Here is a 21207-nt window from a genome sequence, read left to right on the forward strand (position 1 = left end):
TTAAAGATAAATACGTTGAGTCTTTCTACCTGCTCAAAAAAGAAAAATGGCTTCTATAAGAAAACCATCATTCTGTTTCATAATCTGCTGATTTTACTATCTTTTCCAAGAGAAACAAAAATATACATCTTTCTCAACGCAGAAAATCATATATTGGCATTGTATAATGTTAACATAGCCAAAAATAACCGTCAACGTTTTTTTGATTTTATGATATAATATCCTTTTTTCTTTTCTACAACTTCGACTTCAGAAAACACTTCTTCTAGTTTCTTCAGTGCAGATGGCGCGCCTTGCTTCTTTTGAATAACAATCCACAACTCTCCACCCGGAACTAAATGCTCTACAGCTTTTTCTAAAATCTCATGCACGACATCTTTACCTGCACGAATTGGAGGATTAGATAGAATAGCAGCATACATACCATCTACGTTTTCATAGACGCTACTTTGAAAAATGTGCACATTTCCAATTTTATTGTTAGCGGCATTTTCTTTCGCAAGCTCAAGCGCCCTTTCATTCACATCCACCATGTGAACTTTACGGTCTTGAAACTCTTTCGCTAACGATAAACCAATTGGCCCATATCCACAACCTACGTCTAATATATCACCTTTAATATCTGGCACTTGAAACGCTTCAATTAAAAGACGAGAACCAAAGTCCACTTCGTTTTTCGAGAACACCCCACGGTCAGATAAGAAAGTAAATTGAGATCCACGAAGGGTAAATTCCCACCGCTTACGGTCACTTTTACTAGAAGGGTCGTTAGAAAAATAATGGTCTGCCATATGGCCACCTCTTTTCTTTACAGTTAAAAAAAAAGCTCGCATGAGAGCGAGCTTTTTTTAAAGCATCAAAAGTTAATTACTTAACTTCTACAGCAGCGCCAACTTCTTCAAGTTTAGCTTTGATTTCTTCAGCTTCTTCTTTAGCAGCAGCTTCTTTGATTACTTTTGGAGTGTTGTCAACTAATTCTTTAGCTTCTTTTAAGCCAAGACCAGTGATTTCACGAACAACTTTGATAACTTTGATTTTTTGTGCACCAGCGCTAGTTAGTTCCACATCAAATTCAGTTTTCTCAGCAGCAGCTTCTCCAGCGCCACCAGCAACAGCTACAGGAGCAGCAGCAGTTACGCCGAATTCTTCCTCGATAGCTTTTACTAAGTCGTTAAGTTCTAATACAGTCATAGATTTAACTGCTTCAATGATTTGTTCTTTAGTCATTGTAAATATCCTCCCTTAAATAGGTTTGTATTGTTTTATCGATAATACGTAATTATCTTTTAAAAAATTAAGCGCCTTGCTCTTCCTTTTGATCTGCAACTGCTTTAGTAGCAAGTGCAAGGTTACGGATTGGAGCTTGAAGAACGCTAAGAAGCATAGAAAGTAAGCCTTCACGTGATGGAAGAGTAGCGATAGCTTTAACCTCATCAAGTGTTACAAGTTTACCTTCGATTACGCCCGCTTTAATTTCTAAAGCTTCATGATCTTTAGCGAAGTCGTTTAATACTTTCGCAGGAGCAACTACATCCTCGTTACTGAACGCGATTGCGTTTGGTCCTGTTAAGAATTCATTTAACTCAGCCATTTCAGCAGATTCTGCAGCACGACGAGTTAGAGAGTTTTTGTAAACTTTGAACTCAACGCCAGCTTCACGTAATTGCTTACGTAATTCTGTTGCTTCAGAAACTGTTAAACCACGGTAGTCAACAACGATTGTAGATTTACTAGCGCGAAGTTTGTCCGCGATTTCAGTTACAACTTGTTGTTTAGTTTCGATTACTTTGCTCATGTTATTACACCTCCTGTAGATTATATAGAAGATGTACCGAAAGTGCACTAAAAACCTCCATGCCCAACTTGTAGACATGGAGGCATATAGTCACAGAAAAAAATTCCGCTTCGTATATTAACACCTAGGTAGGAAATTAAGTCTATTGACACCTACTGTCTACGGTACACTAATTAAATTCACAACATAAATGATTATATTAAAACTTCTTTATGAAGTCAACTTCCAAAATTTACGCTAATGTAGAAACGTCTACGCGTACGCCAGGTCCCATTGTAGAAGCAACTGTTACGTTCTTCATGTAAGTACCTTTTGCAGCAGCTGGCTTAACTTTTTGTAAAGTGTCAGCAATTGTTCTGAAGTTTTCTACTAATTTAGCATCTTCGAAAGATACTTTACCGATTGGAACGTGGATGTTACCAGCTTTATCAACGCGGTATTCAACTTTACCAGCTTTGATTTCGTTAACAGCTTTAGTTACATCGAAAGTAACTGTTCCAGTTTTAGGGTTTGGCATTAAACCTTTAGGTCCTAATACGCGACCAAGTTTACCAACTTCACCCATCATGTCAGGAGTTGCTACTACTACATCGAAATCGAACCAACCTTGTTGGATTTTACCGATGTAATCAGCATCGCCTACGAAGTCAGCTCCAGCAGCTTCAGCTTCTTTAGCTTTTTCACCTTTAGCGAATACTAATACACGTTGTACTTTACCAGTACCGTGTGGAAGAACAACTGCACCACGGATTTGTTGGTCAGCTTTCTTAGGGTCAACACCTAAACGGAATGCAGCTTCTACAGTTGCATCAAATTTAGCTGTGTTTGTTTTCTTTACTAATTCTACTGCTTCTGTTGCAGAGTAAGCAGCTGCACGATCAACAAGCTTTGCAGCTTCTACGTACTTTTTACCTCTTTTAGCCATTTTTATTTCCTCCTCGAATGTGGTTTTAGCGGAATAACCTCCCACGTTTACGCTTATTTTCAGGTATAACCTGAGGATGCGCGCCATCCATTTATTTAAAAACGATAATCATTTACGATAATAAAGGTTGCGAATTGGAATTCCAGACCCGCAACCTTTTTTAAAAAACAAATCGAATTAGTCTTCGATAACGATGCCCATACTGCGTGCAGTACCTTCAACCATACGCATTGCAGCTTCTACGCTAGCAGCGTTTAGGTCAGGCATTTTAGTTTCAGCGATTTCGCGTACTTTATCACGCTTAACAGTTGCCACTTTATTACGGTTTGGTTCACCAGAACCAGACTCAATACCAGCTACTTTCTTAAGAAGAACAGCAGCAGGAGGAGTTTTAGTAATGAAAGTGAATGAACGGTCCTCAAATACCGTAATTTCAACAGGGATGATAAGACCAGCTTGATCTGCTGTACGAGCGTTAAACTCTTTACAGAAGCCCATGATGTTAACACCTGCTTGTCCTAATGCTGGACCAACTGGTGGAGCTGGATTAGCTTTACCTGCAGGAATTTGAAGTTTTACCATTTTAATTACCTTTTTAGCCACGAGACACACCTCCTTAAGTCCGTGATGTGGTCAATTGGACAGTGATTTGCCCTCCCACGTCATATTTTATCTGTAAGGATAAAATCTTTCAAAAAACGTCTCCGATAACGAAGACGTACTGACTTAAAAGATATTATCACTTTTTACAATTCATTTCAAGTTTCATTTTATAATTTTTCAATTTGATGGAAGTCAAGTTCAACTGGAGTCTCGCGACCAAACATGTCCACAAGTACGCTAACCTTCTTCTTCTCCACATCAATTTCTTCGATAGCACCTGTATAATCTGCGAATGGTCCCTCATTTACACGTACTGTCTCATGAAGTTCAAAGTCGAAATCAACCACTTCGTTGTCCATTCCCATATGTTTCATAATGGTAACAACTTCCTCTTCTAATAGAGGTGATGGTTTAGATCCAGAACCAGAAGAGCCAACGAACCCAGTTACACCCGGCGTGTTACGTACAACATACCAAGAGTCATCAGTCATGATTAATTCTACTAATACATAACCTGGGAACACTTTTCTTTTCATTAATTTTTCTTTACCGTTTTTCATTTCTACTTCTACTTCTTCCGGGACAACAACACGGAAAATTTTATCTTGCATACCCATTGATTCTACACGTTTCTCTAGGTTTGCTTTTACTTTATTTTCATATCCAGAATAAGTATGGACAACATACCAACTTTTTTCCATTCATTTAGGACGAGCGTCCTTCCCTCCCTGACGTACATTTTTTTGCGCAAATGAAAAAACCCGTTCACCGGGCTTTTACACAGTTCTTATAAATAACATTATATCATGGATAAGTGCTTCTTATTCAAGAATTAACCAAGAATTAACCGAATTAAAGAAGAAATGCCCATATCAACTACTGCGAAGAAAATCGCAAAGAAGACAACTGTAGCGATAACAGTCGCTGTTGAACGGAGTAATTCATCTTTTTTAGGCCAACTTACTTTTTTCATTTCGCGACCTACATCGCCGAAAAAGTTCGTTAAACGCATCTACGGGACCTCCAGTGTATTATTTCAATTATTTATTTTGTTTCCTTGTGAACTGTATGCTGATTGCATGTTTTACAAAATTTCTTTATTTCAAGTCGCTCTACTGAGCTCGTATCTTTCATCGTAGAGTAGTTTCGATTTTTACACTCTTCACATGAGAGTACAACTTTTTTCCTCATTAGTTACACCAACCTTGTAACATTATGTCCCTAAAAATGTATCATACAATAAAAGACAATGTCAATGACATGCCTTTTGTACTCTCTACAAAAAGAAAACAGGTGATTTTTTTTACACCTGTAGCTCTTGTTATTAATTTGAAGTGGTACTCTCTCTCATTTCCATATATCGTTCCAATTTCCGCTTCACTCTCTGTAAAGCGTTATCAATAGATTTCACATGTCTATTTAACTGTTCCGAAATCTCTTGATAAGAACGACCGTCTAGATATAAAGAAAGCACTTTTCTTTCTAAATCGCTTAATAATTCAGATATTTTAGATTCTATATCGGTATATTCTTCCTGACTTATAATCATTTCTTCAGGATCAGTTACCTTCGCTTCCGAAATAACATCTAATAATGTCCGATCAGATTCCTCGTCATAAATCGGTTTATCTAAAGACACATACGAATTTAACGGAATATGCTTTTGCCTGGTTGCTGTTTTAATAGCGGTAATAATTTGTCGAGTGATACACAGTTCAGCAAATGCTTTGAATGAAGACAGCTTGTCCTCTTTATAATCACGAATCGCTTTAAACAATCCAATCATACCTTCTTGAACAATATCTTCTCGATCGGCACCCACTAAGAAATAAGATCTCGATTTCGCGCGAACAAAGTTCTTATATTTGTGAATCAAATATTCTAGAGCGTCAGTATTACCTTTTCGAACTAACTCAACGATTGCCTCATCTTCTAAATCACGAAATGTAACGTCGCCTACACTTACGAAGCCTGCTTCCACCTTGATCCCTCCGACCGCTATTTATTTAGAAATATTATACAGTAAAAAGACAAAGAGCGTCAATGCTTCAACGCTCTCCTCTTCTTAATTTTTCTAACTTTTCTGTAATATCCTTACTAAATATCTTTCGCATAGCAGGTTGCTTTTCTTTTGTGTCTTGTGTACGCCTTCTTACTTGTTGCTCCATCGCTTGTACTTCCAGCTCTAATTCCCGTGCAGATTTCCGGAGCGCACCTTGAGCAAATATAACCCATTGTTCCGTATAATCAGAAGTCGCAACATATATTTGCGTATTTATATTTCTAAGCTCAATTGCAAGTTGCTCTATCTTTTCATCTGCAGTTTGATTCTTCCTAGTGAATATAACTTCCACACGCGATTGTTTCATCTTTTTTTCAATACCGTGGACTGTATAAGCATCAAAAACGATCATTACCTTTGTACCTGTGTAACCTTGGTAATCCGCCATCTTATCAATCAGTGCATCTCTTGATGATTGCAAATCTACATCCCGTAGTTTCTTCAAGTCTCCCCAAGCTCCAATAATGTTGTAACCGTCAACGATTAAAATATCGTTCATTTTTTATTTACCAATTTCGTTACGTTTACGATATACCTCATACATTAACAAACTTGCAGCCACTGAAGCATTTAAGGATGTAACTTTACCAACCATCGGTAAAGTAATTAAGAAATCACATTTTTCACCAATAATACGACTCATACCTTTTCCTTCACTTCCAATTACTAATCCAATTGGCATTTTACCATCTAAATTACGGTAATCTGTTTTTCCTTTTGCATCTGTACCAGCAATCCAAAGTCCACGTTCTTTTAATTCATCGATTGTACGAGATAAATTCGTTACACGTGCAACAGGAATATATTCAATTGCCCCAGTAGATGCTTTCGCAACTGATGCAGTAAGTCCCACAGCTCTTCTTTTCGGAATAATAATTCCATGAGCTCCTGTCGCGTCCGCAGTACGCATAATAGAACCGAGGTTATGCGGGTCTTCAATTTCATCTAAAATTAAGAAGAATGGATCTTCATTACGCTTCTCTGCTACTTTGAATAGATCTTCTAGCTCAGCATATTGATATGCGGCCACTTGAGCAATTACACCTTGATGGTTCCCCTCAACTAATTGATCTAACTTCTTTTTTGGTGCATGTTGCAAAATAATTTTATTTTCTTTCGCTAGTGCTAGTACAATTTGTACTTGTCCTTTGGCAGCACCTTCTGCGATCCAAATTTTATTAATATCTCTCCCTGATCGTAACGCTTCAATTACAGGGTTACGTCCGATAATATATTCACTACTCATAATGATGTGCCCCCTTCCTTTTCTTCTAGAACAGCAATTGCCTTATATACAATTTCGTCTAATCTTTCACGATTATTTAATAAGTGATGATAGCCAATTAACGCTTCAAAGGCTGTACTATGTCGATATGTTTGTACATCTGTATTTTTCGGAACAGTACCTGAATTTGCATTACGCCCTCTTCTTAGTACTGCCTCTTCTTCCTCAGTTAAAAATGCTGTCTCTAATAAATGATAAACAACTTTCGCCTGTGCTTTTGCCGAAACAAAGCTTGTCCCTAATCGATGCAACTGATTAGGACGAACCTTCCCTTTTTGAAGTAGGTGATAGCGGATATATTGTTCATATACCGCATCACCCATATATGCTAACGCTAAGCTGTTTAATTGCTTTGCATCAATCATTCTTATCCTCTTTTCCATCTTGTACCTTGAGCGGTATCTTCTAAAATAATATTACGATCTTTTAAATCATCGCGAATTTGATCTGATAATGCAAAATCACGATTTTTACGAGCTTCAATACGTTTTTGAATAAGTGCCTCAATTTCTTCATCTAGTAACTCTTCTTGTGCTAATTCTAACCCTAAAATATCAAATAATGTTTCAAGTTGTTTTACGTATGCTTCAATTACCACTGTAGACGTATGTTCTTCCAGTAAATATTGATTTGCATGATTTGCTACATTATATAACTCAGTGATTGCATTAGCAGTATTGAAATCATCATTCATCGCTTCTTCAAATGCAGTTTGGAATTTTTCCAGATCAGCTAACCATTTCTCATTATGATCTGTTAAATCCGTACTACTTTCCATACGGTGTTTCAAATTACCGTAAGCTGTTTTAATTCTTTCCAGTCCGTTATTTGTGCTTCGTAATAACTCTTCACTGAAATTAATTGGGTGACGATAATGTACTGATAGCATAAAGAATCTAATTAACTGCGGATCATATTGCTTAATGATATCGTGAACTAAAATGAAGTTCCCAAGTGACTTAGACATTTTTTCATTATTAATATTAATATATCCATTGTGCATCCAATAACGTGCAAATGTTTTTCCTGTTAGCGCCTCAGACTGCGCGATTTCATTCTCATGATGAGGAAATGCCAAGTCTTGACCACCGGCGTGAATATCAATTGTATCCCCTAAGTATTTACGCGCCATTGCCGAGCATTCGATATGCCAGCCTGGACGACCTTGACCCCAAGGGCTTTCCCAGAAGATTTCTCCTTCTTTCGCAGCTTTCCATAGTGCAAAATCAAGAGGGTCTTGTTTCTTTTCTCCTACTTCAATACGCGCACCGTGACGTAAGTCCGCGATCGGTTGATGTGATAACTTACCGTACCCTTCGAATTCCTTCGTTCTAAAGTACACATCCCCTTCTGATTCATATGCATATCCTTTATTCACAAGTTCTTGAATAAATTCAATAATAATATCCATATTTTCTGTTACACGCGGATGAACTGTTGCATGTTTGCAACCTAGTGCCGTTACATCTTCAAAATACGCTTCCACGAAACGGTCCGCAATTGTCGGCACATCTTCGCCTAACTCATTTGCCGCTTTAATTAATTTATCATCTACGTCAGTAAAGTTAGATACATACTGCACATCGTATCCTTTATATTCTAAATAACGGCGCACTGTATCAAATACCATAGGTGGTCTTGCGTTCCCGATGTGAATATAGTTATAAACTGTAGGTCCGCATACATACATCTTTACCTTATTTTCTTCTAATGGAATAAACTCTTCCTTTTGACGTGTTAACGTATTATAAATGTGAATAGTCATTTTTATCCTTCCTTTCTACCTTTACTTCAAGTTGTTTTTTCAATTTATCAAGTTCTACTTCCATGACCTTTAATTTATCAAAAATTGGGTCTGGAAGGTCGGAATGATTCAATTCTTGACCAATCTTTACGCCATTTTGAATAACGACTCGGCCAGGTATACCTACAACTGTAGAATGTGCAGGGACTTCTTTTAATACGACAGAACCTGCTCCAATTTTAGAATTCTCTCCAACTGTAATAGAACCTAGTACTTTAGCACCCGTTGCAATTAATACATTATCTTGAATTGTAGGGTGCCTCTTTCCCTTTTCTTTACCTGTACCACCTAATGTAACTCCTTGGTAGATCGTTACATTATCACCAATTTCGCACGTTTCTCCAATTACAACCCCCATTCCATGGTCAATGAAAAAACGACGACCAATTGTTGCTCCTGGATGAATCTCAATGCCAGTAAAGAAACGACTAACTTGTGAGATCCAACGTGCAATAAAGAAGAAATTCTTTTTATAAAAAGCATGTGCAATTCGATGGGCCCAAACTGCATGTAATCCAGAGTAAGTCAAAATGACTTCGAAATAACTTCTTGCCGCTGGATCCTGTTCAAAAACGACTTCAATATCTTCCCGAAGCCTCTTAAACATCGACGTTCCCTCCCCTTTATGGGCTGCTTTTTCGAGTGAACTAACTCCCTACTTATCCCCCTAAATCTTTATACACGTGGATAAGACTTATACTCATACCAATTTTACGGTATAAAAAAAGACGCCTCTGTCATATTGACAGAGACGCCTTATAAGCGCGGTTCCACTCTGTTTAGGCTAAAAAAGCCTCAAACTCATCTCTGATAACGGTGTACACCGCTTCTGCTTACTTTACGCCCTAAGACGTTTTGCAAAGCAATTTGCTGTTCAGCAGAAGACTCGAAGGGGCATTTCAAAAATCCGCTTATAAACCACTTCCAGCCTAAAGGTGGTTCTCTCTGTAAAAAGCCTGATTTTCTACTTCTCCTTCTCGTCGCTTTTCCTTATTAGGTTTTAAGTATACTTATTATATTTCTAAACCTAGAAAATGTTAACCAATTACTTTTTGAAGACGATTTAAAACTTTTTCTTTTCCAAGAAGTGCAATAGCATTAGGAAGCTCTGGGCCATGTGTTTGACCAGTAGTTGCAACACGGATTGGCATAAATAAGTTTTTACCTTTATGACCTGTTTCCTTTTGAACTGCTTTAATAGCCGCCTTAATTGCTGCCGGTTCCATAGCTTCTAGTGCTTCTACTTGACCAGCAAATGCACGAAGTACTTCTGGTACTTGTTCACCTTTTAATACTTCTTGTCCTTCTTCTTCATAATCAACGTGATCTTTGAAGAACATTTCAGAAAGCTCTACAATTTCAGCTCCAAAGCTCATTTGTTCATGATATAACGCAATTACATCACGAATCCAAGCTTGTTCTTGTTCACTTAAAGTTTCACCTATACGTCCAGCCTTCACTAAATGCGGTAAGCTTAATTCTACCACCGTATCTAAATCTTGCTTTTTCATATATTGGTTGTTCATCCATTTTAGTTTTTGAGAATCAAATAATGCAGGTGATTTTGATAAACGAGCTGCATCAAACATTTTGATAAACTCTTCTTGAGAGAAGATTTCTTCTTCCCCTACTGGCGACCAACCTAGTAGTGCAATAAAGTTAAAGATTGCTTCTGGAAGATATCCAAGCTCTTTATATTGCTCAATAAATTGAATAATAGATTCATCACGCTTACTTAATTTTTTACGGCTTTCATTTACAATTAAAGTCATATGACCGAATTGCGGAATATCCCAACCGAAAGCTTCATAAATCATCATTTGTTTTGGCGTGTTTGAAATATGGTCATCACCACGAAGTACGTGTGTAATTTCCATTAAGTGATCATCTACTGCTACTGCAAAGTTATAAGTTGGAATCCCATCTTTTTTCACGATAACGAAATCACCGAAATCATTTGAATGGAATGCAACTTCATCTTTTACAATATCTTTAAATGTGTAATCACGGTCAGCTGGTACGCGGAAACGAATACTTGGAATACGTCCCTCAGCTTCAAATTCTTTCACTTGCGCTTCAGTTAAATCACGGTGGTTACCTGCGTAACGAGGTGTTTCACCACGAGCAATTTGCCCTTCGCGTTCTGCTTCTAGCTCTTCTTCTGTCATATAACATTTGTAAGCTAAACCACGCTCTAATAAATCTTCATATAACTTTTTATAAATATCTAAACGCTCTGTTTGACGATATGGTCCAAATTCACCACCAACATCAACACCTTCATCCCAGTCCATACCGAGCCATTTTAAGTATTTTAATTGGCTTTCTTCTCCACCAGCAACATTACGTTTTACATCAGTATCTTCAATACGAATAATAAACTTACCATCTTGATGACGAGCAAATAAATAATTAAATAATGCCGTACGCGCATTTCCGATATGTAAGTGTCCTGTTGGACTTGGCGCATAGCGCACTCTCACTTGCTTTTCCATAATTGGTACACCTTCCATTCTTAATGTCAACACATTCTATAATTGTACACCAAAAAAATGTGATTATCCATCTTACGAATTAAAAACCATTATTTTTTCTGTAATAAAACAACTGCTTGAGAAGCAATTCCTTCTTCTCTACCTGTAAATCCTAGTTTTTCTGTTGTTGTTGCCTTTACATTGATATTATCAATAGACGTTTCTAATAGTTCACTAATGCGTTTACGCATACTTTCAATATGTGGTGCCATTTTTGGCTTTTGAGCAATAATTGTACAATCTAAATTCCCTAATTCATAACCTTGTTCACGCACAAATCCCCAAACCTTTTGCAATAATACAGCTGAATCAGCATCTTTAAAGGCAGGGTCTGTATCAGGAAAATGTTTCCCGATATCTCCTGCTGCAATTGCACCTAAACACGCATCCGCGATTGTATGTAACAATACATCTGCATCAGAGTGACCGATTAATCCTTTCTCATGTGGAATTGTAATTCCGCCAATAATTAACGGTCTACCTTCCGCGAATTCATGCACATCAAAACCTTGTCCAATTCGAAACATTTTTTACATCCTCCTCGAGCTAAACTACTGAGCTTTATGACTCTATATTATATCGCTACCCTTATAAAGAAAAGCCCGGCCTTTGCCGAGCTTCTCTTCGCTATAATCATTGCTATCATTTCTTTTGAACGTGAAGAAAACTTTCAGCAATTAGTAAATCCTCTGGAGTCGTCACTTTAATATTATAGTAACTCCCCTCTACTACACCTACTTGCTTCCCGATACGTTCTACGAGACTTGCATCATCTGTACCAAGGAAACAACTCTGCTTCGCACTTCTATGAGCTTCTAACAAAAGAGAAACAGAGAACCCTTGCGGTGTTTGTACAGCTGTCAGCTGAGATCTTTCTACTGTTTCTACAACAACACCCTGCTCTACTTTCTTAACAGTATCTTTCACTGGCACCGCACAAATGGAAGCTCCATATTTTTCTGCTGCAGTTAATACGTCTTGGATCACTTTATTCGTTACGAACGGGCGCGCACCGTCATGTACAAGAACATACTCAACATCACTCGTATGCTGAATCGCATTATATACACTATCTTGTCTTTCAGCTCCACCTTGAATAAATTGTACTGGCTTTGCAACCGGATACTTCTGCATTAACTCTTCAAAATATGGACGCTCTTCTTCGTTAATTGCCATAATAATATTTTTACATGCTTTATCCTGTTCGAAAGCACGTAACGTATGCACAATAATCGGTACTTCATTAATAAGTAAGAACAACTTATTTTTGCCAGCACCCATCCGCTTTCCTTGACCAGCTGCTGGAATAATTAATGTATACATATTAATAATCCTCTACTTATAATGCTTTTTCTAATAATTTACGTTTGGCAAAAATCATGCGCCCAGCCGACGTTTGTAACACACTCGTAACGAGTACATCGAGTTGTGAGCCTACATATTCTCTACCATCTTCTACTACAATCATCGTGCCGTCATCTAAATATGCTACACCTTGATTTTGTTCTTTTCCATCTTTTACAACATAAACACTTAGTTCTTCACCTGGGAGTACAACAGGTTTAATTGCATTAGCTAAATCGTTAATGTTTAACACCGTTACCCCTTGTAATTCAGAGACTTTGTTTAAGTTGAAGTCATTCGTTACTACCGTTCCACCAGTGATTTTCGCTAACTTTACAAGTTTGCTATCCACTTCTTGAATATCGTCGAAATCACCTTCATAAATTTCTACCGGAATCGGCATCTCTTTTTGAATACGGTTTAAAATATCTAATCCTCTACGGCCACGATTACGTTTTAAAGCATCAGAAGAATCGGCAATGTGCTGAAGTTCTTCTAACACGAATTGTGGAATGACAATTGTTCCTTCTAAAAACTTTGTTTGGCAAATATCAGCAATACGTCCATCGATAATTACACTTGTATCGAGAATTTTCCAATGCGCTAAAGATTCTTCTACCTCATTTTCTGGTTCTTCATTCTCACTATTATTATTTTTCTTCTTCCCACGTTGTGGTAATGTAAATAATCCTAGCAATTCATTCCTCTTTTTAAACCCTACTTGGAATCCTAAATATCCTAGTAAAAGAGTAAAGAACACTTGCAACACTGTACTAATAACTGGAATTGTAAATTCACGAATTGGTATTAAAATTAAATACGCAACAATAAGCCCAGAGATTAAACCTAATGTACCAAACAAAACATCTGCTACAGGCGCTTTTACAAGAGCCTCTTCAATATGCTTAATAAGTTGAACAATATAATCTACAAGCCAAAATGTTGTTAAAAATAAAATAATTGCACCAATAATTGCACGAACATACGATCCTTCCAATAATGGAACAGCACCGATGTCTAATACATTAATAACTTTTGGGATTAAGTAAATCCCTAAAGCCCCCCCGATTACTAAAAAGAAGAGCTGTACAATCCGTTTTAACATCCAACCACCTCCTACTCATTATTAACCATTGTTTCGCTAATCAAAACGCCGAATGCAAAAGCGGACGTGTTTTTTTATAAATAGTTTTATTTACCAATATATCATATCATATACCAAAAATGTTCTAGTGTCGTTATATTATAGAATCAATGTAATATTCTTAATTGTGTCTACTCATATAGAGATGCTCTTGAATTCTTTTTAGACCTTCTCGTATTTTCTTCGCCCTGACTTCTCCAATTCCTTCCACATCATCTAATTCATTAATAGTTGCACGACAAACACCTTGCAAAGTTTTAAATCGATTAATTAAATTTTCAATGATAAGTGGTGGAACACGCGAAATTTTGCTTGTGATTCGGTATCCTCTCGGCGTCACACTTTCTTCTAAACTCGTTTGTCCTGGGTATCCAAGCAATTTAACTAAATCACTGTCCTCTAGAAGTTGTGTATTCGCAAGTTCTTGTAACTTTTTCAAAATTTGATGATGGTCTTGTGTTTTTTCTTGATAGTAATCTTTAATTAATAGCGCTGCCTCTGCTTCTAAGTCGGCTAATAGTTCCGTAAGTTGTAAACGAATTAACCTACCTTCTGTTCCCAATTCATGAATATAGCTCAATATTTCATTTTTAATACGTAGTACCATTTCAACACTATGTAAAACATGGACTACCTCGGACATTGTAACAACCTCTTCAAATTCTAGAATGCCCAAATTCGTAATCCCATCATTCCATACAGCCTTATATTTTTCTAACGTTTGGATAGCTTGATTCGCCTTTGTTAAAATAACGCCTATATCTTTTAGTGTATAACGTAAATTCCCTTGATATAGCGTAATTACGTTACGTCTTTGTGAAATAGCCACAACAAGGCTGCCTGTCTGCTTTGCTACACGCTCCGCCGTTCGGTGGCGCATACCTGTCTCAATAGAGTCAATAGATGACTCTGGAACTAACTGTGCGTTCGAAATCAAAATTTTACTTCCCGTTTCATTTAAAATAAGTGCCCCATCCATTTTTGCTAATTCATATAAACTAGCTGGAGAGAATGCACAATTAATATGAAAACCTCCATCAACAATACTTTTAATCTGTTCATTATATCCAAGAACAATTAATCCCCCTGTTTGTGCGCGAAGTACATTATCTATCCCTTCGCGCAGTGGTGTTCCCGGGGCCACAAGTTGTAAAATATTAATCATACTTTTGACACGTTGCTTGTTTTCTTCCATAGCCTAGCCTCCTAATGTCAAACGAAGTGCTTCTCCTAAATTAGATACACCAACTACCTCAATCCCATCTGGAATTGTCCATCCTCCCAAATTTTTTCTAGGAATAATAGCGCGTTGAAATCCTAATTTAGCTGCTTCTTGTACACGTTGTTCAATTCTTGATACTCTTCTTATTTCTCCAGTTAATCCTACTTCTCCTATTACTGCATCGGTTGGTGCCGTAGATTTATCTCTAAAACTTGAAGCTATACTTAAAGCGACAGCTAAATCAATTGCTGGTTCATCTAACTTCAAACCACCTGCTACTTTTAAATATGCATCCTGATTTTGCAATAATAAGCCTGTTCTTTTTTCTAGCACTGCCATAATAAGCGATACACGGTTATGATCAATTCCCGTTGCCATTCTTCGAGGGTTTCCAAAACTAGTAGGGGAAATTAATGCTTGTATTTCTACTAAAACTGGTCTTGTTCCTTCCATTGAGGCAACCACTGTTGATCCTGCAACCCCAACTGGTCTTTCCTCAAGAAAAATTTCAGAAGGGTTTAATACTTCTGCAAGGCCAAGCTCTTTCATTTCAAAAATACCCATTTCATTCGTAGAACCAAAACGATTCTTTACTGCTCGCAAAATGCGGTATGTATGATGACGGTCTCCTTCAAAGTAAAGAACTGCATCGACCATATGTTCTAACATACGAGGTCCTGCAATCGCTCCCTCTTTTGTCACATGTCCAACGATAAAAATAGGGATTCCTTTCGTTTTTGCAAGTTTCATTAATTCTGCTGTACATTCACGAACTTGTGCCACACTTCCCGGTGCTGATGTTACTTCAGGTAGATGTATTGTTTGAATAGAATCAATAACAACAAAGGCTGGGTTCACCTCTTCAATATGTGTTGCAATTCGCTGTAAGTCCGTCTCTGATACAACAAATAGATTACTACCATTTACATGTAAACGATCCGCACGCAGTTTAATCTGTTTTGCTGATTCTTCACCCGATATATATAGGACATCATAGGAAGAATCCGCTAATTGTGATGATATTTGTAATAGTAACGTTGATTTTCCAATCCCGGGGTCCCCACCAATCAGTACTAAGGATCCATCTACAATCCCGCCACCAAGTACACGGTTAAATTCTTGAAATTTTGTTTCAATACGCGCCTCAGACTTTGTTTCCACTTCTGTTAGACGTCTTGGTTTTGTTACTTCTGTTTGAATTGCATTCGCATAATTAAGGCGCCTTGATGATACAACCGGTTCCATCTCTTCAACAAGCGTATTCCATTGACCACATCCAGGGCATTTCCCCATATATTTTGGTGACTGATACCCACACTCTTGACATGTGAATTTTGTTTTCTTTTTAGCCATATCGTTTTATATCTCACTTCACTTTCATCTATAAACAATTTATCCTTATCGTACAAGAAAGAGGGCTATCTCGTAGCCCTCTTAGTTTGTCTATACTTATTTTACCTTTTCAGCACTATGAATGACAAATGATTCTCCTTCAACATCAAAGATAACTTTTTGTCCTTTCTCAATAGCACCTTTTAAAAGTTCTTCCGATAGTCTATCTTCTACATGTTTCTGAATTGCTCTACGAAGCGGACGAGCACCGTACTCTCGGTCAAACCCTTTATCAGCAATAGCCGAAATCGCTCCTTCTGTTAAATGCAATTCAATTTCTTGCTCTTTTAAGCGATTTACTAACTGATTTACCATAAGTGTTACAATCTCTTGAATATGTTTTTTCTCAAGCATATGGAACACGATAATTTCATCAATACGGTTTAAGAATTCTGGACGGAATGCCTTTTTCAGTTCATCCATTACTTTACCTTTCATATCTGAATAATCGCGGCTCTCATCTTGTACGTTAAATCCAAGATGTTTATTACGTTTTAACGCTTCTGCACCAACGTTAGATGTCATAATAACAATTGTATTACGGAAATCAACTGTACGCCCTTTAGAATCTGTTAAGCGACCATCTTCTAATACTTGTAGTAAAATGTTAAACACATCAGGATGAGCTTTCTCTACTTCATCTAATAAAACAACTGAATATGGCTTACGGCGAACCTTTTCTGTTAATTGTCCACCTTCTTCATATCCAACATATCCTGGAGGAGATCCAACTAAACGAGAAGTAGAATGCTTCTCCATGTACTCAGACATATCGATGCGAATCATTGCATCCTCATCACCGAACATAGATTCTGCCAACGCTCTTGCTAGCTCCGTTTTACCTACACCTGTTGGTCCTAAGAAAATAAATGAACCAATCGGACGTTTCGGATCTTTCAAACCTGCTCTAGCACGACGAACAGCTTTCGCTACAGCTACTACCGCTTCATCTTGACCAATAACACGATCGTGAAGAATCGATTCTAAGTTTAATAATTTATCAGTCTCTGTTTGTGCAAGCTTAGAAACCGGGATACGAGTCCACGTAGAAACAACATTTGCAATATCTTCTACTGTCACTTCTGAGTTTTCTTTTCCTTGTTGCTCTTTCCATTGACGCTTCGTATCTTCTAACTTCTCACGTAAACGTTGTTCCATATCACGTAAGGAAGCAGCTTTTTCAAACTCTTGACTTTGTACAGCTGCATCTTTTTCTTTTCTAATTTCCTCAAGCTTCACTTCAAGCTCTTTTAGATTTGGTGGTGTTGTATAAGAGCGTAAGCGAACCTTTGAAGCAGCTTCATCAATTAAATCAATTGCTTTATCTGGTAAGAAACGATCTGTAATATAACGATCTGAAAGCTTTACAGCTGCATCAATTGCATCATCTGTAATAGATACGCGGTGATGTGCCTCATAACGATCGCGTAAACCTTTCAAAATTTGAGTTGATTCATCTAAACTTGGCTCATCAACGTGAATTGGTTGGAAACGTCTCTCTAAAGCTGCGTCTTTTTCAATATATTTGCGATATTCATCTAACGTTGTCGCTCCAATACATTGTAACTCTCCACGAGCTAAAGATGGTTTTAAAATATTCGATGCGTCAATAGCACCTTCTGCGCCACCTGCACCAATTAATGTATGAAGTTCATCAATAAATAGAATGATATTTCCTGCTTGGCGGATTTCATCCATTACTTTCTTCAAACGGTCTTCAAATTCACCACGGTATTTCGTTCCGGCTACCACTGTACCCATATCTAGTGTCATAACACGCTTATCTCTTAAAGTTTCAGGAACTTCATTATTTACGATTTGTTGTGCTAATCCTTCTGCAATTGCCGTTTTACCTACACCAGGCTCCCCAATTAATACAGGATTGTTTTTTGTTCTACGGCTTAAAACTTCAATTACACGTTGAATTTCTTTACCACGTCCAATAACAGGGTCTAAACGATTTTCACGTGCAACAACTGTTAAATCACGTGCTAAGCTATCAAGTGTTGGTGTATTTGCATTTGTTGAAGAACCACCTTGATGACCTGAACTTGCTTCATTACTTCCAAGAAGTTGCAATACTTGTTGTCTTGCCTTATTTAAGCTAACACCTAAGTTATTTAAAACACGTGCTGCTACCCCTTCACCCTCGCGGATTAAACCAAGTAAAATATGTTCTGTTCCAACGTAAGAATGACCTAATTTACGAGCTTCATCCATAGACAGCTCAATAACCTTTTTAGCACGCGGTGTATAATGTACAGTTTGAGAAGCTTCTGTTCCGCGTCCGATTAACGCTTCTACTTCTTTTTGAACTTTCTCCGGGCTTAATCCAAGAGCAATCAACGCTTTTGCTGCAATTCCTTCACCTTCGCGTACAAGCCCAAGTAAAATATGTTCTGTTCCAATATTGTTATGCCCAATACGAATCGCTTCCTCTTGAGATAAAGCTAATACTTTCTGTGCTCTTTCTGTAAATCTTCCAAACATCATAGAAATCGCCTCCTACTTGCGCTTAGTTTTTTTCAATACGTAATCGCTCACGGATTAAGGTTGCTCTTCGATAATCTCTTTCTTCTGGCCCTAAAGGTCCTCCTGCATATTGTTGTAAAATGCCTGGTTGTGTAAGAACCATTAGCTCAGTCAAAATATTTCTCGATATACCTTTTATATATCCTAAATCAATACCAAGTCGTAAATCTGATAAGCAATTGGCTGCTTCCGCAGATTGAATTAAACGACTGTTGGCTAGTATGCCATAAGAGCGATAAACTTTATCTTCAAGCTCAATACTTGAATTTTGTACAATTAATTCTCTAGCCATTTTTTCTTGCTGTATGATTTGTTGAATGACACTCTTTAAATCTGCAATAATATCTTCTTCAGATTTTCCTAGCGTCATTTGGTTTGACACTTGAAATATATTACCTAACGCTTCGCTACCTTCACCGTATATTCCTCTTACTACTAACCCTAATTTTTGAATTACTTGTATAATACGGCTAATTCTTTTCGTTAAAACGAGCCCTGGTAAATGGATCATTACGGAAGCCCTAAGTCCTGTACCAACGTTAGTAGGGCAGCTCGTAATATATCCAAGTGATTCATCAAAAGCATATTCAACCTCTTTCTCAATCCAATTATCTATTTGATTGGCACTTTGAAGGGCCTCTGATAACTGCAATCCTGAAAATAAGCACTGAATCCGAATATGGTCTTCTTCATTCAGCATAACACTAATATGTTCGTTTTCTGACAATAAACACGCTCCATATTCTGTTCCTGCAAGGTTGGGACTAATTAAATGCTTTTCAACTAATACTCTCCTTTGAAGAGGCGTTAATTCATTCATTTTTAATAGTTCAAACTCTCCAAAAGGTTCTACTGTTTTATTTATAAATTCCTTTTTAAATAATTCTTGAATCTGTTTAGCTTCTTCTTCGTTTTGCATAGTAGAGAATTGATATTTTTTAAAATTACGAGCCAAACGAATTCGACTACTTAAAACAATATCAGAATCAGGGCCATCTCCCTTCATCCATGGACTAATCGCTTCATTCATAATTTTGTCCAGTGACATAGAACTATTCCCCCTCTCTATGCTCACTAAGCTGAGTTTCAAGATTTCTAATTTTATCCCTTACTTCAGCAGCTTTCTCAAATTCCTCTTTCTGTACGTATTGTTTCAGAATGAGTTTTAGTTCATCTAATTCTTTCTTTAAGTGAATATTTCCTTCTATACGCTTCGGAATTTTTCCACAATGATCTGTATGCCCGCCGTGAAGACGTTTTAATAACGGCTTTAAATGTTCCTTAAATGTATCGTAACAAGAAGCACATCCAAAGCGTCCTACCTTTGTAAGTTGCTCATATGTCATTTTACAATTTGGACATCTTAATATATTTGTGTTCGAAAATCCGCTTTTTTCTTCTTCAAACATTGTTGATTCACCGTGTAATAACCCAGCAAATAAATCATGGAATGAAAAGTTAGACTGCGATGATTGAAAGAAAGACGTATAGCCACTTTGTTCTGCACATTGCTCACAAAGATGAACTTCCGCCTTCTTTTCGTTAATTACTTTTGTATAATGTAAAGTTGCTGGTCTTATATTACAGTTTTGACAAGTCATCACTATCCCCACCTTTACAACAGGAACGATCTATCTCATAGTACTTTTCATACATTACTAGACTGTTCACTTTCCTTTATTCGTTTACAAAAGTGCGTGTTCTTTTTTCAAAACTTCTACAATATTTAACTGCCTTATCTTTTAGTTATTATTCTTTTACAAAAGCTGTATTTATTTATATTTCAGTGTTCTTAACATTGCGCATAATATTCGAGCCCTAAGTTCATCTCGAGAAGGAACATCCATTGATAATACAGAACGATCTAGTACGCTTAACATAAGTTTAGCTTCACGATTCGTTATGATTCCCTCTTCTATTAAACGTATAATCATACTCTCTGCATTTCCTTGCGCAACGCTATGATCAATCATATGAAGCATTTGATCAATAATGTCTATATCGTCATGCAGTTTGACTTTTATAATGCGAATGTAACCTCCTCCACCACGTTTACTTTCTACTACAAATCCTCTTTCTAACGTAAAACGGGTATTGATTACATAATTGATTTGAGATGGTACGCACTCGAATCGATCCGCAATCTCATTTCTCTTGATTTCAATCACATTATTATTACTTAAGTCAATAACTTGCTTTAGATATTGCTCAATGATATCAGATATATTTCTCATTTATCCGCCACCTTTATTGACTTTGACTATCTTTGACTTTAATTATATACGTATTAATAAAATTTGCAACTCTTTTGCTTATTTACTATCCTAGCCACATTCCCCTGTATTTAATCAAAATAATAATTATTTAAATACATTTTTTATTACTATGGATTATAAAAGAAAACACGAAAAAACACGAGTCATTTGACTCGTGTTTAGTTGCTTGGCGACGTCCTACTCTCACAGGGACAAGGTCCCAACTACCATCGGCGCTAGAGAGCTTAACTTCCGTGTTCGGTATGGGAACGGGTGTGACCTCTCTGCCATCATCACCAAACTATGAAGG

Annotated in this window: 24 protein-coding genes, 1 rRNA gene and 2 other annotated features; all 25 genes read right to left on the reverse strand. The window is 37.2% G+C overall.

From position 1 onward, the window contains the following. Window positions 1-191: 191 nt before the first annotated feature. The 25 genes from RCJ96_RS25665 to rrf all read right to left on the reverse strand — a co-directional run bounded on the left by RCJ96_RS25665 (window position 192) and on the right by rrf (window position 21198). The gene (locus tag RCJ96_RS25665; RefSeq protein WP_000763279.1) at window positions 192-791 is read right to left on the reverse strand and encodes a class I SAM-dependent methyltransferase; all 600 of its coding nucleotides are present in this window, start codon (window positions 789-791) and stop codon (window positions 192-194) included. A gap of 76 nt (window positions 792-867) precedes the next feature. After that, window positions 868-1227, reverse strand: coding sequence for a 50S ribosomal protein L7/L12 (gene rplL / locus RCJ96_RS25670; RefSeq protein ID WP_000159736.1), 360 nt, complete (start codon window positions 1225-1227; stop codon window positions 868-870). Window positions 1228-1294: 67 nt separating this feature from the next. Further along, on the reverse strand, window positions 1295-1795 hold the full coding sequence (gene rplJ / locus RCJ96_RS25675; RefSeq protein WP_000048716.1) for a 50S ribosomal protein L10: 501 nt from the start codon (window positions 1793-1795) through the stop codon (window positions 1295-1297). Window positions 1796-1834: 39 nt separating this feature from the next. Further along, window positions 1835-1978 (reverse strand) — a sequence feature (ribosomal protein L10 leader region). Window positions 1979-2027: 49 nt separating this feature from the next. Then, a complete protein-coding gene (rplA, locus tag RCJ96_RS25680; RefSeq protein WP_002020168.1) occupies window positions 2028-2720 on the reverse strand; it encodes a 50S ribosomal protein L1 in 693 nt (230 codons plus the stop codon). Window positions 2721-2897: 177 nt separating this feature from the next. Continuing rightward, window positions 2898-3323 carry a 50S ribosomal protein L11 gene (rplK, locus tag RCJ96_RS25685; protein WP_001085872.1) on the reverse strand — a complete coding sequence of 142 codons (426 nt, stop codon included), beginning with the start codon at window positions 3321-3323 and terminating at the stop codon, window positions 2898-2900. A gap of 167 nt (window positions 3324-3490) precedes the next feature. Beyond that, the gene (gene nusG, locus RCJ96_RS25690) at window positions 3491-4024 is read right to left on the reverse strand and encodes a transcription termination/antitermination protein NusG (RefSeq protein ID WP_000415794.1); all 534 of its coding nucleotides are present in this window, start codon (window positions 4022-4024) and stop codon (window positions 3491-3493) included. A gap of 131 nt (window positions 4025-4155) precedes the next feature. Beyond that, a complete protein-coding gene (gene secE / locus RCJ96_RS25695) occupies window positions 4156-4335 on the reverse strand; it encodes a preprotein translocase subunit SecE (RefSeq protein ID WP_001241321.1) in 180 nt (59 codons plus the stop codon). Window positions 4336-4367: 32 nt separating this feature from the next. Then, window positions 4368-4514 carry a 50S ribosomal protein L33 gene (gene rpmG, locus RCJ96_RS25700; RefSeq protein ID WP_002070160.1) on the reverse strand — a complete coding sequence of 49 codons (147 nt, stop codon included), beginning with the start codon at window positions 4512-4514 and terminating at the stop codon, window positions 4368-4370. 133 nt (window positions 4515-4647) lie between these two features. Further along, window positions 4648-5304 (reverse strand): RNA polymerase sporulation sigma factor SigH, encoded by a 657-nt coding sequence (locus RCJ96_RS25705; RefSeq protein WP_000387199.1) that lies wholly within the window; start codon window positions 5302-5304, stop codon window positions 4648-4650. A gap of 67 nt (window positions 5305-5371) precedes the next feature. Continuing rightward, window positions 5372-5884: an NYN domain-containing protein gene (locus RCJ96_RS25710; RefSeq protein ID WP_000997883.1), complete on the reverse strand. Its 513-nt coding sequence runs from the start codon at window positions 5882-5884 to the stop codon at window positions 5372-5374. Between the two features lie 3 nt (window positions 5885-5887). Then, entirely contained in the window at window positions 5888-6631 is a 744-nt protein-coding gene (gene rlmB / locus RCJ96_RS25715; protein ID WP_000093759.1) for a 23S rRNA (guanosine(2251)-2'-O)-methyltransferase RlmB, read from the reverse strand. Beyond that, window positions 6628-7035: a Mini-ribonuclease 3 gene (locus RCJ96_RS25720; RefSeq protein ID WP_074610577.1), complete on the reverse strand. Its 408-nt coding sequence runs from the start codon at window positions 7033-7035 to the stop codon at window positions 6628-6630. The genes rlmB and RCJ96_RS25720 overlap by 4 nt, the downstream gene beginning before the upstream one ends. A gap of 2 nt (window positions 7036-7037) precedes the next feature. Then, a complete protein-coding gene (cysS, locus tag RCJ96_RS25725) occupies window positions 7038-8435 on the reverse strand; it encodes a cysteine--tRNA ligase (RefSeq protein WP_074610575.1) in 1398 nt (465 codons plus the stop codon). After that, window positions 8416-9081 carry a serine O-acetyltransferase gene (gene cysE / locus RCJ96_RS25730; RefSeq protein WP_000476500.1) on the reverse strand — a complete coding sequence of 222 codons (666 nt, stop codon included), beginning with the start codon at window positions 9079-9081 and terminating at the stop codon, window positions 8416-8418. Before cysE ends, cysS begins: the two co-directional genes overlap by 20 nt. 137 nt (window positions 9082-9218) lie before the next feature. After that, window positions 9219-9464, reverse strand: a binding site (T-box leader). A 47-nt stretch (window positions 9465-9511) separates the two neighbouring features. Beyond that, the gene (gene gltX, locus RCJ96_RS25735) at window positions 9512-10969 is read right to left on the reverse strand and encodes a glutamate--tRNA ligase (protein WP_000415154.1); all 1458 of its coding nucleotides are present in this window, start codon (window positions 10967-10969) and stop codon (window positions 9512-9514) included. A gap of 89 nt (window positions 10970-11058) precedes the next feature. Continuing rightward, on the reverse strand, window positions 11059-11535 hold the full coding sequence (gene ispF, locus RCJ96_RS25740; RefSeq protein WP_000488392.1) for a 2-C-methyl-D-erythritol 2,4-cyclodiphosphate synthase: 477 nt from the start codon (window positions 11533-11535) through the stop codon (window positions 11059-11061). Window positions 11536-11650: 115 nt separating this feature from the next. Then, the gene (gene ispD / locus RCJ96_RS25745; RefSeq protein WP_000288305.1) at window positions 11651-12331 is read right to left on the reverse strand and encodes a 2-C-methyl-D-erythritol 4-phosphate cytidylyltransferase; all 681 of its coding nucleotides are present in this window, start codon (window positions 12329-12331) and stop codon (window positions 11651-11653) included. A 16-nt stretch (window positions 12332-12347) separates the two neighbouring features. Continuing rightward, on the reverse strand, window positions 12348-13457 hold the full coding sequence (locus RCJ96_RS25750) for a PIN/TRAM domain-containing protein (RefSeq protein WP_000919684.1): 1110 nt from the start codon (window positions 13455-13457) through the stop codon (window positions 12348-12350). 160 nt (window positions 13458-13617) lie between these two features. Further along, the gene (disA, locus tag RCJ96_RS25755) at window positions 13618-14691 is read right to left on the reverse strand and encodes a DNA integrity scanning diadenylate cyclase DisA (protein WP_000392171.1); all 1074 of its coding nucleotides are present in this window, start codon (window positions 14689-14691) and stop codon (window positions 13618-13620) included. Window positions 14692-14694: 3 nt separating this feature from the next. Then, window positions 14695-16071: a DNA repair protein RadA gene (gene radA, locus RCJ96_RS25760; protein ID WP_001085212.1), complete on the reverse strand. Its 1377-nt coding sequence runs from the start codon at window positions 16069-16071 to the stop codon at window positions 14695-14697. Window positions 16072-16167: 96 nt separating this feature from the next. Further along, complete coding sequence (gene clpC, locus RCJ96_RS25765; protein ID WP_000971179.1) at window positions 16168-18603, reverse strand: ATP-dependent protease ATP-binding subunit ClpC; 2436 nt, start codon at window positions 18601-18603, stop codon at window positions 16168-16170. Window positions 18604-18625: 22 nt separating this feature from the next. Next, window positions 18626-19690, reverse strand: coding sequence for a protein arginine kinase (locus RCJ96_RS25770; protein WP_000050825.1), 1065 nt, complete (start codon window positions 19688-19690; stop codon window positions 18626-18628). Between the two features lie 4 nt (window positions 19691-19694). Next, window positions 19695-20243 carry a UvrB/UvrC motif-containing protein gene (locus RCJ96_RS25775; protein WP_074610571.1) on the reverse strand — a complete coding sequence of 183 codons (549 nt, stop codon included), beginning with the start codon at window positions 20241-20243 and terminating at the stop codon, window positions 19695-19697. A gap of 171 nt (window positions 20244-20414) precedes the next feature. Further along, the gene (ctsR, locus tag RCJ96_RS25780; RefSeq protein ID WP_001244563.1) at window positions 20415-20876 is read right to left on the reverse strand and encodes a transcriptional regulator CtsR; all 462 of its coding nucleotides are present in this window, start codon (window positions 20874-20876) and stop codon (window positions 20415-20417) included. A 206-nt stretch (window positions 20877-21082) separates the two neighbouring features. Beyond that, window positions 21083-21198: ribosomal RNA gene (rrf, locus tag RCJ96_RS25785) — 5S ribosomal RNA — on the reverse strand. Window positions 21199-21207: the final 9 nt, after the last annotated feature.

It is taken from the genome of Bacillus sp. BSL6 (genome assembly GCF_052928345.1).

Coding starts and splice junctions, on each gene's coding strand:
- cysS (WP_074610575.1), bottom strand. CDS start 8,435: ATGACTATTCACATTTATAATACGTTAACACGTCAAAAGGAAGAGTTT.
- RCJ96_RS25770 (WP_000050825.1), bottom strand. CDS start 19,690: ATGTCACTGGACAAAATTATGAATGAAGCGATTAGTCCATGGATGAAG.
- radA (WP_001085212.1), bottom strand. CDS start 16,071: ATGGCTAAAAAGAAAACAAAATTCACATGTCAAGAGTGTGGGTATCAG.
- ispF (WP_000488392.1), bottom strand. CDS start 11,535: ATGTTTCGAATTGGACAAGGTTTTGATGTGCATGAATTCGCGGAAGGT.
- RCJ96_RS25665 (WP_000763279.1), bottom strand. CDS start 791: ATGGCAGACCATTATTTTTCTAACGACCCTTCTAGTAAAAGTGACCGT.
- RCJ96_RS25710 (WP_000997883.1), bottom strand. CDS start 5,884: ATGAACGATATTTTAATCGTTGACGGTTACAACATTATTGGAGCTTGG.
- RCJ96_RS25750 (WP_000919684.1), bottom strand. CDS start 13,457: ATGTTAAAACGGATTGTACAGCTCTTCTTTTTAGTAATCGGGGGGGCT.
- ispD (WP_000288305.1), bottom strand. CDS start 12,331: ATGTATACATTAATTATTCCAGCAGCTGGTCAAGGAAAGCGGATGGGT.
- rpmG (WP_002070160.1), bottom strand. CDS start 4,514: ATGAGGAAAAAAGTTGTACTCTCATGTGAAGAGTGTAAAAATCGAAAC.
- ctsR (WP_001244563.1), bottom strand. CDS start 20,876: ATGAGAAATATATCTGATATCATTGAGCAATATCTAAAGCAAGTTATT.
- cysE (WP_000476500.1), bottom strand. CDS start 9,081: ATGTTTAAGAGGCTTCGGGAAGATATTGAAGTCGTTTTTGAACAGGAT.
- rplL (WP_000159736.1), bottom strand. CDS start 1,227: ATGACTAAAGAACAAATCATTGAAGCAGTTAAATCTATGACTGTATTA.
- rplJ (WP_000048716.1), bottom strand. CDS start 1,795: ATGAGCAAAGTAATCGAAACTAAACAACAAGTTGTAACTGAAATCGCG.
- RCJ96_RS25720 (WP_074610577.1), bottom strand. CDS start 7,035: ATGATTGATGCAAAGCAATTAAACAGCTTAGCGTTAGCATATATGGGT.
- RCJ96_RS25775 (WP_074610571.1), bottom strand. CDS start 20,243: ATGACTTGTCAAAACTGTAATATAAGACCAGCAACTTTACATTATACA.
- gltX (WP_000415154.1), bottom strand. CDS start 10,969: ATGGAAAAGCAAGTGAGAGTGCGCTATGCGCCAAGTCCAACAGGACAC.
- secE (WP_001241321.1), bottom strand. CDS start 4,335: ATGCGTTTAACGAACTTTTTCGGCGATGTAGGTCGCGAAATGAAAAAA.
- disA (WP_000392171.1), bottom strand. CDS start 14,691: ATGGAAGAAAACAAGCAACGTGTCAAAAGTATGATTAATATTTTACAA.
- rlmB (WP_000093759.1), bottom strand. CDS start 6,631: ATGAGTAGTGAATATATTATCGGACGTAACCCTGTAATTGAAGCGTTA.
- nusG (WP_000415794.1), bottom strand. CDS start 4,024: ATGGAAAAAAGTTGGTATGTTGTCCATACTTATTCTGGATATGAAAAT.
- clpC (WP_000971179.1), bottom strand. CDS start 18,603: ATGATGTTTGGAAGATTTACAGAAAGAGCACAGAAAGTATTAGCTTTA.
- rplA (WP_002020168.1), bottom strand. CDS start 2,720: ATGGCTAAAAGAGGTAAAAAGTACGTAGAAGCTGCAAAGCTTGTTGAT.